The sequence below is a fragment of the Methanosarcina siciliae T4/M genome (genome assembly GCF_000970085.1).
GTDB classification, from domain to species: Archaea; Halobacteriota; Methanosarcinia; order Methanosarcinales; family Methanosarcinaceae; genus Methanosarcina; species Methanosarcina siciliae.
Genome location: NZ_CP009506.1, coordinates 1690565 through 1704804, shown reverse-complemented (window position 1 = coordinate 1704804; position 14240 = coordinate 1690565). Strand labels below are relative to the sequence as shown.

At 42.6% G+C, this 14240-nt stretch carries 10 protein-coding genes; all 10 read right to left on the bottom strand.

The window, feature by feature from the left end; genetic code table 11:
* Window positions 1-97 precede the first annotated feature (97 nt).
* Window positions 98-358, bottom strand: a complete 261-nt coding sequence (locus MSSIT_RS07305) for a hypothetical protein (protein ID WP_231590465.1) — start codon at window positions 356-358, stop codon at window positions 98-100.
* A 478-nt stretch (window positions 359-836) separates the two neighbouring features.
* Window positions 837-2288: a NosD domain-containing protein gene (locus tag MSSIT_RS07295; protein WP_231590464.1), complete on the bottom strand. Its 1452-nt coding sequence runs from the start codon at window positions 2286-2288 to the stop codon at window positions 837-839.
* Between the two features lie 356 nt (window positions 2289-2644).
* A complete protein-coding gene (locus tag MSSIT_RS07290) occupies window positions 2645-5398 on the bottom strand; it encodes a phosphoenolpyruvate synthase (RefSeq protein ID WP_048171246.1) in 2754 nt (917 codons plus the stop codon).
* Between the two features lie 360 nt (window positions 5399-5758).
* Window positions 5759-6457 (bottom strand): methyltransferase family protein, encoded by a 699-nt coding sequence (locus MSSIT_RS07285; protein WP_231590463.1) that lies wholly within the window; start codon window positions 6455-6457, stop codon window positions 5759-5761.
* Window positions 6458-6584: 127 nt separating this feature from the next.
* Window positions 6585-7475: a class I SAM-dependent methyltransferase gene (locus MSSIT_RS07280; protein WP_048171243.1), complete on the bottom strand. Its 891-nt coding sequence runs from the start codon at window positions 7473-7475 to the stop codon at window positions 6585-6587.
* A 550-nt stretch (window positions 7476-8025) separates the two neighbouring features.
* The gene (locus MSSIT_RS07275; protein WP_048171241.1) at window positions 8026-8277 is read right to left on the bottom strand and encodes a hypothetical protein; all 252 of its coding nucleotides are present in this window, start codon (window positions 8275-8277) and stop codon (window positions 8026-8028) included.
* 123 nt (window positions 8278-8400) lie between these two features.
* Window positions 8401-8919, bottom strand: coding sequence for an IS1096 element passenger TnpR family protein (locus tag MSSIT_RS07270; RefSeq protein WP_052721566.1), 519 nt, complete (start codon window positions 8917-8919; stop codon window positions 8401-8403).
* 88 nt (window positions 8920-9007) lie between these two features.
* Complete coding sequence (gene hsdR / locus MSSIT_RS07265; RefSeq protein WP_048171239.1) at window positions 9008-11317, bottom strand: EcoAI/FtnUII family type I restriction enzme subunit R; 2310 nt, start codon at window positions 11315-11317, stop codon at window positions 9008-9010.
* A gap of 2 nt (window positions 11318-11319) precedes the next feature.
* Window positions 11320-12339, bottom strand: coding sequence for a restriction endonuclease subunit S (locus MSSIT_RS21145; RefSeq protein WP_269430828.1), 1020 nt, complete (start codon window positions 12337-12339; stop codon window positions 11320-11322).
* A gap of 155 nt (window positions 12340-12494) precedes the next feature.
* A complete protein-coding gene (locus MSSIT_RS07255) occupies window positions 12495-13949 on the bottom strand; it encodes a class I SAM-dependent DNA methyltransferase (protein WP_048171237.1) in 1455 nt (484 codons plus the stop codon).
* Between the last annotated feature and the right edge of the window lie 291 nt (window positions 13950-14240).

The window sequence follows — 14240 nt, the reverse complement described above, 5'->3', positions numbered from 1 at the left end:
ATAATCATGGGTGCTTAAGGTTTCCAGGTCAGTTTTTTCCATGGGGTAGTATTAACCGCCGGATAAATTCCTACCTGAGTCACCCGCTTCATAAAACTTAAACAAACTCCTTGTAATAATCGCATCTCATACAATCGGCACAATGTTCTATATTCCTGTTTCTGCGGAGTTCGGCTGCAGCCTGCACCATCTCAGAGCGGGTTTTGTCGTGAAGGTCTTCCAGTACTTTAAACCGCCTCACCTTAAGTTCATAGCAGTTCGGATTTTTAGCAATTTCAAGATCGAGATTGCGTAGTTTCAAAGCGACATCCACAATGTATTTGCTCTGGTCAATAATATGTTCGTCTATAACACTCATATAATTCATCCCTTCCTAAAACGATTCTTTGAAAAAGGGGCTCAGGAACTGGCAGTTCTTCCTTTTTTCTGTCGCTGCTCCCGGGGGTCTCAAGCTCTTTCCTACCTTCGCCTATATTTTTGCCGTGTTAGTTCTCCCATAGATAATAAATTATTCTATGAATAAAATATATAATAGTTTCGTGTCCGGGAAAGTAGGGATATTTGACGGTCTTTAGTCAGGAGAAAGAGTAAATAAAAATCCCGTATTGAATTAATATTCCTCTTCATAGCACGCCTTTTCTATTTGTTTTCTAAATCCCGGATTTAGCCAGGTGAACCCCAGAAAAAAAATGGTCCCGGAAAAAAATGGTCCCGGAAAAAAATGGTCCCGGAAACATGAGAGTCGGGAATCTCCTCCTCACCAGTCGGACTGCTTCCGGATTATTCTCCGACAAGACCGGATTTAAAAGACCGGATTTAGGGCATCCACAAGTTCATTACCCGGATTTGACTTGCCTTTCATGGAGAAGGGCGAGGTCCAGAACTTTTTCAAGCACTTCTTTATCCATTATTCCGACTAACCTGGCCTGGTCTCTGTTCTTACTGACATTCCCGTCGCTTTTCATATAAACATATTCTCCGTTTTCGACGCCCACAATTACGGAGAAATCAGGAATATGGCCTACTCCGAAATAGGTTTTAAGGTCAGGGTTTCGATCCGCATCTATTAATATGATTGTTGCTGTTTCCCCGTACTCTGACGCCAGTTCATTAACGGTAGAACTCATAGCCCTGCATAAAGAGCACCATTCGGCTCCGATTCTCAAAAAAACCGGACCTTCCTGAAGGGATGTGTTTATCTGCTCCAGCCGGGTTATTTCTACAACAGCACCTTTTTCCTGATTCCTGGAGCTTATGGAGTAACCTTTATTTAACAGAGATATTAAGGCATTAATTTTCTCGCTAGTGTTTTCAGAATTGTTGTTTGATAAAGTCTCGTTTACCTCAGGCATGTAATCCATGCTTCCGGTTGTCCGGTTGATCAGATACGGAGTATCTGCTATGCCATTTCCATCAGTGTCTTTTCCGCTATGGTCATTCCAGAAATTACCTTCCGAACTGCTGTTCCATAGGTTATTTCCTTTGTCAACTGCATTAAGAAGGTTAATAAATTCATTTCTGTAGAGTGCGTTGTCAGATGACTCGTTAAAGCATACTCCGATACCGTTCAGGTACAGGCCGTTATCGACCAGAGTATTGTGCTCTGCCGCCTGACCAAAAATCCCGTATTCGTTATTCAAAATGTGGTTATAGGCAAGCTTATTCCCGTGAGCCATTCCCAGGAAAAATCCTATCGTGTTTGAGTCTGCGGTGTTATTAACAAGGGTGTTATTAACGGAATTGTGCAGCGAAATTCCCTGCTTATTTGTTACCACAATGTTATTCGAAAGTATATTATCTTCAGAGCCGCCAAGAGTGATTCCGCAATCTCCAAGGTTTATAAAATTGCTGTCAAGATAGTTACCCTGGGAATCGTTGAGTAAAATGCCTTGGCCATTGAATATCAGTGTATTGTTACTTAACGAACAGTCCTGCACTCCTTCAAGGTGAATCCCGGCTCCTGACCCATCCGTTCCCGACTGATACCCTAAGATATGGAAACCGTCTATTGTCACACTGTTGGAGTTAACAGAAAAAACGTCATTATTCGGGACAGTACCTATGATAAGGATACGATTTGTCTGATCTCCCGAGAGAGTGGAATGCGAAATAATTGTGAGCTCTTTATCCACTATTATATTTTCTTGATATACTCCAGGGCTTACAAGGATCGTATCCCCATTTTGTGCATTATCGACAGCTTTTTGGATCGAACTATAATTTCCTCCTCCACTATCGTCTACGATGATAACTGCAGCACCTGCTTGAGTAACGGCTGGCCCAAGCATAAAAACGAAAAATATGGAAATGATTTGAATTGAGCTCCCTTTCATGAACCAATGCTCCCCTTAATCAATACCTCAGCAAAAAAGAAGCCTGCTATTATAATTTATAAGAATAATAATTCGATACGATAAAATGATTTTGAAATAAATGTTCTGAAAATAAATCTGAACCTCTGGCTCTCTTTAATTTTTTCTCGCTAATGTTTTCTCCTAATGTTTTCTCCTAATGTTTTCTCCTAATGTTTTCTCCTAATGTTTTCTCCTAATGTTTTTATTCATACTCATGGAGTTTTTTATTGAGTTTTCAGATTGCCTTCATAAGCTGGAACTCGATTTTGAATCCCGTCCAGGCCTTCGATTTAGATATCTCTCTCCAGAACCTGTACAAAGCCCCTTGTACCGTCAACACGGACATACTGGCCGTCTTTTAATATTTTGGTTACGTTTTCTATGCCGACAACGGCAGGAATACCATACTCCCGCGCGACGACCGAGCCGTGTGTCATCATACCGCCGATTTCAACTACCAGGGCTTGAGCGGAATAAAACAGGGGAGTCCAGCCCGGATCGGTAAATGGCGCAACCAAAATATCTCCTTTGTTCAGCTTCGCTTCTTCGGGTTTGAAAACAACCTTTACATATCCTTCCGCAACGCCGGTAGAGACAGGAGTACCGATTAAAGCGCCTTTCGGAGCCTCAACATCACTCCTCATCCCCGTAATAACTTCCCCTTCACTGGTCATAACACGGGGAGGAGCCATCTTCTGATATTGTTCGTGGGCCCTCTTACGGGAATCTGTAAGGTGGCTCACATTTTCACCAAAACGGTTTTCCATCAATGCAATCAGCTCATCCAGATAGAGATAAAATACATCTTCATCCCTCTCCAGGATCCCTCTTTCATGCAAAGGTCGCGCCTCTGCCAGGATAGCCTGCCGATAGATGTCAAAAAATCGAATAATGACATACTTGGGAAACTCTCGTAAGCCTATGGAATTTCGGTAAATGGAAAGGAGTCTTGACATAAGACCTGTTTTGAGCCTTCCGGCAGGAGTATTGCGAATGCGTTCCAGAAGTTTGTGCACATATTCCTGAGCTTCTTTCTGGCCCTGGATGAACCGTTCCCGGTGTTCACCCGGAGCGTTGCTTTTCATGTGGTTTATAATTGAGGGAACAAGCAATGTAGGGGCTTCTCGCCATCTAATGTTTGAGATATCGATTTCGCCCGGGCAGCGCATGCCGTACAGTTCCATGAACCTTTTCAGTTCGGTCCCGAATGCATCTCCTCCCTCTACTTTACTTAGCCCCTGATAGAAAGTGCTGTCCTCCGATCTTTCCAGATAATCTGCCACTTCAGGATATCCCCGTGCCGTATCGGCCAGATCCCCGATCATTAACCCCATCTCACCGGTTACGTTGCCAGGCTGGGATTTACTCAGCGTATCAACGTCCAGGTCCTCACCCAACCACCTTCCGGTCAGGCGGCTGGCCACGAGCAGGACGATGAATGGCATGGGTACGTACATCATGTTGTCATTTAGTTCTTGCAGTAAGTTCTCCATACTTTCCCGGACCCTTTTGACCCGTTCTGCCCCTGACACCTGCATAATGTTGTTCCTGTACTTATTAATGGTCTGTTCCGTAGGAGCTTGGGCCCGCTCAATAATACCTGAAGGGTCCAGGAAAAACAAATTGCTAATAATGATCGGGATACCCTTTAGATAAAGCGGAAGCATTGGTTTGAATAATTTAAACAGCTGCTTTGTTGTGCCTTTGTTTGCTTTAGCTTCCTGTTGAAAGGTCTCACTTGCCACTATTTTTGCCAGGGCATTTCCCATCAATTCGTCCAGAATGGTAATTTTCCAGGTAAAATATCGCCGAAGAAACTTACTGTACAAAAGAAGGGTGACATTGAAAAAAAGCCTGTCTCCGGCCTCCACTATTACTGAATAGGGAAAGGCCGTCGTATCCTTCCCTAAGGGAAATACTCCCTGAAAAACAGAAATCCCCATGGGTTTCATGGCATCCATCATCATCTGCAGGTGGGCAAAAGAAAAAAAGATGTGAAGTTTATTGTCATGGATTTCGGGGACGGGATAAAGAGAGGTAATAGGACGGCTTTGTAAGATATAGAACTTATCACCTGCCAGACACCATTCGATATCCTGTTCCAGACACTGTTCAATACCACGTCCCGGACACATTTCAGGACCACGTTCAGGAAGCTGTTCAATACCACGTTCAGGACAGTAGTGTTTTTCTATCTTTTGACCGAGCCGGGCCAGCTCCAGAATTTTTTCATCAGAGAGAGCCTGTTTGTTTTGCAGTTCGGGAGCAAGTTCCTTAATCTTCGTCCCCCCTTCTGCAGCCGGGTAAATAGCTTTCTTCTTTTCTGCAATTTGCTTTTTAACAATCCGACCCTTGAGGACCTGATAAGAGTCAGCGGAAACAATTCCTGAGACCAGCGCTTCCCCCAAACCGAAGCTGGCATCAATAGAAATAATATTCCTGTGCCCTGTAACGGGATCCGCGGTAAACATAAGCCCGGAAACATCCGGAAATACCATTTGTTGCACCACTATGGACAAATACACCGAACGGTGATCGAATCCGTTTTTCATGCGGTAAAGAATTGCCCTGTCGGTAAACAGCGAAATCCAGCACTTCCGCACGGCCTGCAGCAATTGATCCGCTCCCCTTACATTCAAATAGGTCTCCTGCTGACCGGCAAAAGAAGCAGTAGGTAAATCTTCGGCTGTGGCGCTTGACCGAACGGCATATGCCTGTTCTTCTCCCGCCATTTTCCATGCATCAATGATTGACGATTTGATTGTACGGGGTATGGGGACGGTTAGCAAGTGGTCCCTGATCCGCTGTCCCAGCCTGTTAATTTCATCCGTTTGGTTCGGTTTCAACCGGGCAAGCAAGTCCAGCAATTCGTCCATCTCACCGCTTTCTGCGATAAAGTCACGGTAGCCCGATGTTGTAACGCAAAATCCCGGAGAAACAGGAAAACCTGCCTTGCTCATTTCTCCCAGATTGGCACCTTTTCCCCCTACTTCAGGCAAATTCCTTCTATCGACTTCATTAAAGTGCATCACATAAACGTTCATGCTAAATACACCTTTGAAAAAGATGAAGTGTTTTAAAAAATATGAAATGTTTTAAAAAATGTTAAATGTTTGAGTTTTATGTTTGAATATTATTTTATATTTTATATATTATATAATATCTGACTGATTTATGGCTCTTCACTGTTTCTAATGGGTTGGAAATAATTGCTTGATTATAAAATTGCCAGACCAAAAGAGAAACTTCAAGCTTGAATGTGACTTTCAACAACAAATCTTTCTAAATAGCCGGATAAAATCACAGAACCTTCCGGTACGTGATATCCATCCTGAAAGCACTCTGGCTGGCATTCTGCCTTTTCCGCCTGTAAGAGTTTCTACTCAGGAGGCAATTTTAAAACCCTACCACAATAACGGAATCAGTCTGTAACGAACTTTTTGACAGTATTCTTTATAACCCGGCAGATTTTCGGATAGAAACTTTTCTTCCTCAAGAAGTCTCCAGATGATAACCAGCATAATGGGTACGAGTATAAGCAGTCCCCACCACGAACCAAGCGCAGGAGGAGTACCTGAAAACATGATGAGACCAGCTGCATACATAGGATGGCGGACTATGCTATAAGGCCCTGTGGTTATTACTTTCTGGTCTGCAGATACTTGAATGGTAGCAGCAGCAAAGGGGTTTTCTCTGAAAACCAGAAAAATGAGAAAATATCCCAGGACTACAAGCATATCTCCTGCAATAACAATATAAACCGGAACATCCGACCACCCGAAACGGTGGTCAAATGAGGGAATAATGAGAATAGCACAAAACAAAATTAAAAGAAATAGTTGTATAATCTTCTGAGTCTTTTCTTTCTCTGCCCCTGGCCCCCTTTCAACCCGGCGTTCCAGAAGTTTCGGGTCTTTTTTCCACAAATAAATAGTTATCATCACTACTGACCCGTAGAAAACAATCAAATAAACCCATGCCTGCCAGAAATCAAATGACCACGCAGGGCCAAAAAGACATATCCCTAACATGACAATAAGCCGCACGAAGCCAAATAGAGTTTTCATTTTCAGAGCGGAAGTACTTTTGTTAGTGATATTCATGAAATTGTTCCTCATGAAATTACTCCTCTATTTATCGTAATGGGAATAAAACATATCCGAAAAAACATGTCTCTGACATAACAACAAGCCGCACGAAACCAGACCGAATTTTTATTGTAATCCGTATTTATGCGACAGGAACAGGATCATGAGGGCATGAATTAATCTCGGTTTTACCAGTCCTTGCCGACGCAATGGCAACACCCGTGGAAATCGGGCGTCCGGCATTCGGACCGGTAAAATAGAGCCGTTTTAGCTCTCCGGTTGTTGCGTTGTGGATCTTACGGGAGCCACGCCGGATAAGGAACGGCTCTATCTGGCCTTCATCAATCCCGAAAATCAACCTCTCACCGATCACCCTTGTTATCCACCTCACGGTCTTCATGTCGTACAGAGTTTCGTTGTAAAAATAGTCAAAGATCACTGCGCTGCCCGGCCCTGAATGGTTGGCGATAAAAGCCAGCGTGCTGTCAATTCCTTCCGGAGTAAGGTACATGGTCACGCCCTGCCAGATAAACAGCGTTTTGCCCTGTTCGTCGTAGCCGCTTGCGGGCAGGCGCTCACCGAGCATCTGGGTATCGAAATCCACCTGGACGAAGGTGACATGATCAGGCAGGGGGTTGATTACCTTCTTCAACCGCTTCAGCTTGACTTCCTGCGTTGCCGGGTGATCGACTTCGAATACCTGCGTCTTCTCGATTCCCGCGATGCGGTATGCGCGCGTATCGAACCCGGCTCCAAGAATGACTACCTGATCGAGACTTTCACTCAGGCATGCCTTGAGGAAATCATCTATATACCGCTCCCTGGCTGTGATAAATTCTATCGCTCCCCCGAACATCAGGCCGTAAATACCGGAACCAATCACCAGTTTGCTGAGGACAAACCTGATACGGTTTACCAATGAAAGGGCAACGGGATCATAGCAAATCCGCACGTCTTCCGGTTTCTGCGCCTCGATTGCGCGCACAAGGGCCATTCCTTCGGCTGTTTTAATGGATTGCTGTTTACCTCTCATACACAAGCCCTTCGTTGGAGTAAGATTTCTCGTTCAGGTAATGAATAGATTTCCTAAAGTCGAGAGCAAATCACCCGTTCTCGAGCAATATTTTCTGGCCCTAAGGGAGGTGGAATTTGTAAGAACCAATGACAATTTTCTGGAACAGGTTCATTAATAAAAGTGCCTCCAAAACATGATATCTAAGCATAACTATTGCAGTTTTTGATATTCTCGGTCATGGTCGCCAATGATCATCTACCACCCTGGCTTGATGACCAGGCCGTTGAAGCGCTGCTTCTGGAAATGGAGGAGGATCTCCTGCGTATACAACAAATAAAACATAAGGAGAAGGGCAATTAACAAAATAATCCTTACATATGGGGGTATAGCCGGGTTAGCGCTGGAATTTTCGCCCAAATAATGGTTTTGAAAGTATTTTATCGTTCAACATCTAAACTACGCGATCTGCGACCTTTGATTTAGTAGCTATCCAAAAAATCATAAGGAATTAGAAAATTGCAATGGTTACAACACTTTTGAATTACTCAAATCACCTTACATGCTTCCGTTATTTATTCCTTAACTTATCCCATACATCAGAGCCCGGTGTATCGCCAGTCAGGTAAATAATAATCTGAAAGACTATCAGGATTGCAGCAAGAATGGCATAACGAGTTGCCGTTTTCTCAAAATAATCAATGCTAACAAAAATCGCAACTAAAAATACTACAGTTACCAACCAACCCTCTAAGCTGATTGGACGATAACCCCATCCAATAATTCTCTTGCCAAACCATGCTTTTTTAGTAATTCTTGTCATATTTCACATCTCTGTGTAAATTTTGGTCTTATAACCAATCTCATGAGAATCGCCGAAAATAGCGTAAATATAATCCAGCCAATAACAATCCCACATTAAAAGTTAATTCTAAGAAACCATTCCTTATTCATCGTCCTGATCAGGGTACTGTGGAGGACTTTTTCCCACTTTCGTCTCAATCTTCGGATATTTTCCTTTTCCAGAATAATCTTCAATTGCTATGACGTCTATCTGATGAAGCCAGTCATCTCCGAAATCGAAACGGTAGCCGAAAGCCAGGCCCACTTCCAGGCCCAGCGAATCAATAGTTGTGGTGCGGACGTCTCCTGCAATTTTCTCTTCCAGGTCCGGGAACCCAAAGTCCGCTGGCAGGGAGTAAACAGCAGACCTGTCATCAGGCCCCACACCAAGCAAAAATTCATAGAGATGTTCATCAAAGCGGTCGAAAGCCTTGAAAATGGCTTCGTGAAGAGCCTCTAAAGTCTGATTCCCCCGGATCTGGATGGTGCGGGAAATAGTTTTTCCGTCAAACTCGCTACCCATAGGTCCCTGAATCAGGTAAACGATGAAGGTATACAGTTTAGAAGGAGTTTTGCCTCTGGCGCCTTCATCTGGAGCCTTATTTTTCTTTCCTGAAGGCATATTCTTTGATATTCGCCGCGCGCTAGATATGTTTTACTAAGAAACCAATTTTCCTTGCAGTTAATTTTGCATTTACCCTGCCATCAGATTATGCAACAATCGGCGCGTAAAGGTATTCTTGAAATCCAACGAATAGTTCTCTTGTTTTGGTAATCCCGCCCAATACTGTCATAGCATCGCTTATTGAATGATATTTGAGTTCAAGAAGTCCTGGCAATTTATCCTGGCTGAGTTCTCCAACACCTGTTTCTATATGTTTAGAAAGGACAAAATCCAGAAACTCTTTTTGCTTCTCATTTAATCCTTCATAAATTCTTGATTGAGCCCTGTTTACCCGCATTTCTCTTGTCACTGGTTGCAAGGCAAAAGAGACGTATTCCAGTACATCAAACAAATCGCTTTTTTCAGCATCTATAAGTTTTTGTAACGTTGTAAGTTCATCCATACCGTAACCTGCTTCGGCAAGTTTTTCAAGGAATGTGCTGCGCGTCATCGGACTAGACCAGATTGTACGAAGCTCCTTTTCATCCTTAAAAAATTCAGGTAAAATGCCGAACAGGTTTTGTAAAAACTCCTGTGCTGAAATCGGTTTGCCGTCTGCACTCCAGAAAGAGGTGGAAATCATGTGTTGAATCTCGCGCTCTTTGCCGTCACGCAGCTTTATTTTCAGTTTTTTCTTTGCCTCTTTTTCGTCTTCTTTTGACGAAATGTAGGGTTCTTTCGGGTCTTTTACTTTTTTCGGCAGCTCAGGTTTAGATTCTGGTTCCAGCGGCTCGCCATCCCATTCGGGATCGGCAAAATGGTGGTATGCATCTACAAAATCGTAAATTGTGAAGTACTCTTTTCCATCGAACAGCCGCGTGCCACGTCCAACTATCTGCTTAAACTCGATGATGGAGTTTATTGGCCGCATGAGAATGATATTTCGGATATTTCGGGCATCAACACCAGTGGAAAGTTTTTGCGAAGTGGTGAGAATCGTTGGAATAGTATTTTCGTTATCCCGAAACTTGCGCAAGTACTCTTCTCCAAGGGAACCGTCATTAGCAGTAACACGGACACAGTAATTCGGCTCGTTGCTATCCTTATATTGATTGATTAGATCCCTGACTACCGCTGCGTGAGTTTGAGTGGCACAGAAAACAATACCTTTTTCCTTCTGGTCAATTTCAGAAAGAAATATCTTTACCCGCTTTGCCTCACGTTCTTTAATTTCGATGATTTTATTGAAATCGACTTCTGTATAGATCTTACCTTCCTCGACCTCACCCTCAATTACCTGGTCATCAGGAGTATAAATATAGTCGTCTAATGTGGTTTTTATACGTTTTACTTTAAAAGGAGTAAGAAAGCCATCGTTAATGCCTTCTTTAAGTGAGTAGATGTATACCGGCTCACCGAAGTATTTGTAGGTATCTACATTGTCATTGCGTTTGGGCGTTGCAGTTAAACCAAGCTGGACCGCAGGAGAGAAGTATTCCATAATGCTTCGCCAATTGCTTTCATCATTTGCACCGCCTCGATGACATTCATCAATGATAATAAAATCAAAGTAATCTGCAGGATATTCACCAAAATAAGGCGTGTTTTCCGGGCCGCTCATGAAGGTCTGAAAGATAGTAAAGAAAATGCTCCCATTAGTCGGCACACTTCCTTTTTTTGCTATCTCTTTTGGGCTGATACGCACCAGCGCGTCTTCCGGAAAGGCTGAAAAATCGTTAAAAGCCTGGTCAGCTAATATGTTTCTATCTGCTAAGAACAGAATCCTTGGCCTGCGTCGACCATCACGATTCAGGTTCCATCGCGTATGGAAAAGTTTCCATGCTATCTGAAAAGCGATGAAGGTCTTACCTGTACCGGTTGCCAGGGTGAGCAGGATACGCTGTTTTTCCTCGGCAATGGCAGCCATTGTATTGTTGACTGCAATTTCCTGATAATATCGAATGTTTTTTGTGCCGCCCAAATTTTCAAATGGGACACGAGAAAAAGTGTCCCTCCAGTGATCTTGAGTGGAAAATGTCTTGTTCCACAATTCATCAGGCGTTGGAAACCTATCTATTAATCCTTCTGCACCAGTTTTCATGCAGATCTGATAAATTTCTTTGCCGTTAGAAGAAAAAGTCGTTTCAATGTGCAGTTTTTCGGCATAATTTTTGGCCTGTGCCACGCCTTCGCCCACTTCAAGTTCGTCACTTTTGGCTTCGATAACTGCAATTTTGCGGTCTTTATACACAAGTACATAATCAGCTATGAGAGGTTTGGCGCGTTTTCCACCGGTCTGAATCCTACCTAAAGTTAGATGGTATTCCCGAAGGATTTTTGAACCTTCGACTACACCCCAACCGCTCTTAATAAGCTTCGGGTCTATGAGTTCTGCCCGGGTTTGCGCCTCATTCATAGTTATGCACCTGTAAGTTCGCCGTTGAAAGCTTTCTGTAGGACTGATTTTTTCAGTTCATCCAGTGCAGCCAGTTTTTGCTGGTAGATTGCTTCGAGTCTTTTAGTTTCAGAGGAAAGAGCGTCTAGTTTGGCGATGATGGAGCGTTGTTGTTCTTTTGGTGGAATTGGTATGAGGAGGTTGCTAAGTGTGGAAGATGAAACATTGGGAAAAGTTGCACCAGTCCCTAGTTTATATATTGTGTCTCTATTGAAATTGATATATTGGTTTATCCAGTCTTGGTACTCTGCAGAGCTTATTGATGCCACACCTCTACCTATACAGGAATCAAAACCTGCAATGTTCATTCTTCCTGTCGTTGAGCCACGAACACACAAAACTAAATCTCCTTGTTTGCACATCTTTGTTGGTTCAGTCGTAAATTTTGTCTTTAGAGTTTTTGAAAAAGGGTCATCTCCACCAAATTCAACTGGACCATTAATTAAAGGTACACCATCACCAGTTGTATTATAAGAAGACCCTTTCGGGCTCTGTCCCATATTTACAACGCTAATTTTCCCCAGCTTCTTCCTTTCCCATCCATTCCCTGTGTTTGCAAAAACACTTTTCAGATACGAATCAAAAAGCTCGCGGGCATTTTGCAGATTCCTTTCGGCGTTTTCTTTTGCCTTGTCGATGGCGGCAAAAGTTTCATCCAGAATAGAAACGATGAGCTGTTGTTCTCGGAGCGAGGGGAGAGGGATTGAAATATCTGCTAATTTTGTAGCATTGAAGCCACCTTGTGCACTGCCAGATAAGCCAGTTTCAATTTTGTCCCAATAAGTTTTTGTTTGAAAGAATAAAAACAAAAATTCCGGTGCTAGTTTATCTAAATCTAAGATTTTTAACCTTATTAAATACGAAGCAAATACTGCTAAAGGTGGATTTTTAACAAGAAAACTTTTGCCAGTAGTAGCGCCTGTTCTTGCAAATACAATGTCGCCTTCATTTAAGATATATTTAGATAATTGGTCTTTTTCTATTTTACAAAATGGTACTGTTTCCCAATCAACATTATTCTCTTAAATATCTGTTATTCTAAGAAATCTTGGTCCTATTTCTTCAAATGATGATTTTTCAGTGTAACCATAATTAATTTTGGAAATTTCCCCCAGTTTCTTTACTTCCCAATTCTCCTTCATACCAACCCTCGGATTACATTCAATATTTCTGCACTTTCCTCATCCAGTGCCTGAATTTCATCCAGAATCTCCTGTGGTTCACGCAATACTGTTTCATCCTTTTTATGAGGGTTCTTTACCGACAGTTCATAGGTGATTTTGTCCACATCAGCAATATTTACCGACCAGGAGTTTTCGGAATCAGCTTTTGTTTTCTGCAACTCCACAAACTCTGCCAGATCGTTTTCGTTCAGAGGGTTGGTTTTGCCGAGATTTCTATCAAGGTTGAGCTGGTAAAACCAGACATTTCTTGTAGGTACGCCTTTTTCAAAAAATAGGACAACTGTTTTAACTCCTGCACCCGTGAAAGTGCCGCCTGGCAAATCCAGCACGGTATGCAGATTGCAGCTTTCCAGCAACATCTTACGCAGGCTTATAGATGCGTTATCGGTATTTGATAGAAAAGTGTTCTTAATTACTATGCCAGCTCTGCCGCCTGCTTTGAGAATTTTGATGAAATGCTGGAGGAATAGAAACGCGGTTTCACTGGTTTTGATAGGAAAGTTCTGCTGCACCTCTGCTCGTTCTTTGCCACCAAACGGAGGATTGGCAACAATGATCTCGTAGCGGTCTTTTTCCTGAATATCGGAAATATTCTCTGCAAGGGTGTTGGTATGCACAATATTGGGAGCTTCGATGCCGTGCAAAATCATATTCATGATTCCGATGATGTAGGCGAGCGACTTCTTTTCTTTACCGTAGAATGTTTCCTTCTGGAGGATCTCCAAGTCTCTGGTGTTCAGATCCTTGCTCTGCCTCATATATTCAAATGATTCCACCAGAAAACCGGCTGAACCCGCAGCCCCATCATAGACTTTGTTGCCGATTGATGGTGCAACTACTTTTACGATTGTTTTAATCAGAGGACGAGGAGTGTAGTATTCGCCGCCGTTTCGGCCAGCATTGCCCATATTTTTAATTTTGTCTTCGTACAGAAACGACATTTCATGTTTTTCAGCCTGGGAACGGAAATGAAGTTCGTCTACCAGATTCAGGACTTCACGAAGAGTATATCCACTCTGAATCTTGTTTTGTAGCTCGCTGAAGATCTCCCCTATCTTGTACTCGATAGTATCTGCACTTTCAGCATCGACTTTGAATTTTTTCAGGTAGGGAAATAGCTTGAGGTTGACAAAATCTCTCAGATCATCGCCGGTAAGGGCTTTGTTATAATCAATATTTTTATCTTCACCTTTAGGAACAGCCCAGGATTCCCACTTATACTCCGAGCTGATAATGTCAGTATAAACCTTACCCTTCAGCCCTGCCTTATCCTTATTAATCTCTTCAAGGTCGTCCAAATATTTCAAGAAAAGAATCCACGAAGTCTGCTCCACATAGTCAAGTTCGCTACTGCAACCGGCATCTTTACGAAGGGCATTATCAATATTTTTAAAAGTTTGCTCAAACATCTATTATCGTTCCGTTATCTATTTTTCTGCTTAGCCGACGCTCTTGGCTTTGTTAGGAAGAATATCTTCAGTGTGTTAGGGGTCAGAGTTAATAAGCAGTTCGCTTTCTTTACATTTTCAATTATTTTGGGGCTCTGATAAATAGTTGATTAACTAACGGTCTATGAATGTAATTTTGTACATTACAACCTTTTTTACTCTTGATAAACTACGCTATTAAAATCCATCCAAAGTTTCCGGTACATAAGGAAGATAGAACACCTTTAGAATTGATTATTGAGACGAAATCGA

Coding starts and splice junctions, on each gene's coding strand:
- MSSIT_RS07305 (WP_231590465.1), bottom strand. CDS start 358: ATGAGTGTTATAGACGAACATATTATTGACCAGAGCAAATACATTGTG.
- MSSIT_RS07295 (WP_231590464.1), bottom strand. CDS start 2,288: ATGCTTGGGCCAGCCGTTACTCAAGCAGGTGCTGCAGTTATCATCGTA.
- MSSIT_RS07290 (WP_048171246.1), bottom strand. CDS start 5,398: ATGAACGTTTATGTGATGCACTTTAATGAAGTCGATAGAAGGAATTTG.
- MSSIT_RS07285 (WP_231590463.1), bottom strand. CDS start 6,457: ATGAATATCACTAACAAAAGTACTTCCGCTCTGAAAATGAAAACTCTA.
- MSSIT_RS07280 (WP_048171243.1), bottom strand. CDS start 7,475: ATGAGAGGTAAACAGCAATCCATTAAAACAGCCGAAGGAATGGCCCTT.
- MSSIT_RS07275 (WP_048171241.1), bottom strand. CDS start 8,277: ATGACAAGAATTACTAAAAAAGCATGGTTTGGCAAGAGAATTATTGGA.
- MSSIT_RS07270 (WP_052721566.1), bottom strand. CDS start 8,919: ATGCCTTCAGGAAAGAAAAATAAGGCTCCAGATGAAGGCGCCAGAGGC.
- hsdR (WP_048171239.1), bottom strand. CDS start 11,317: ATGAATGAGGCGCAAACCCGGGCAGAACTCATAGACCCGAAGCTTATT.
- MSSIT_RS07255 (WP_048171237.1), bottom strand. CDS start 13,949: ATGTTTGAGCAAACTTTTAAAAATATTGATAATGCCCTTCGTAAAGAT.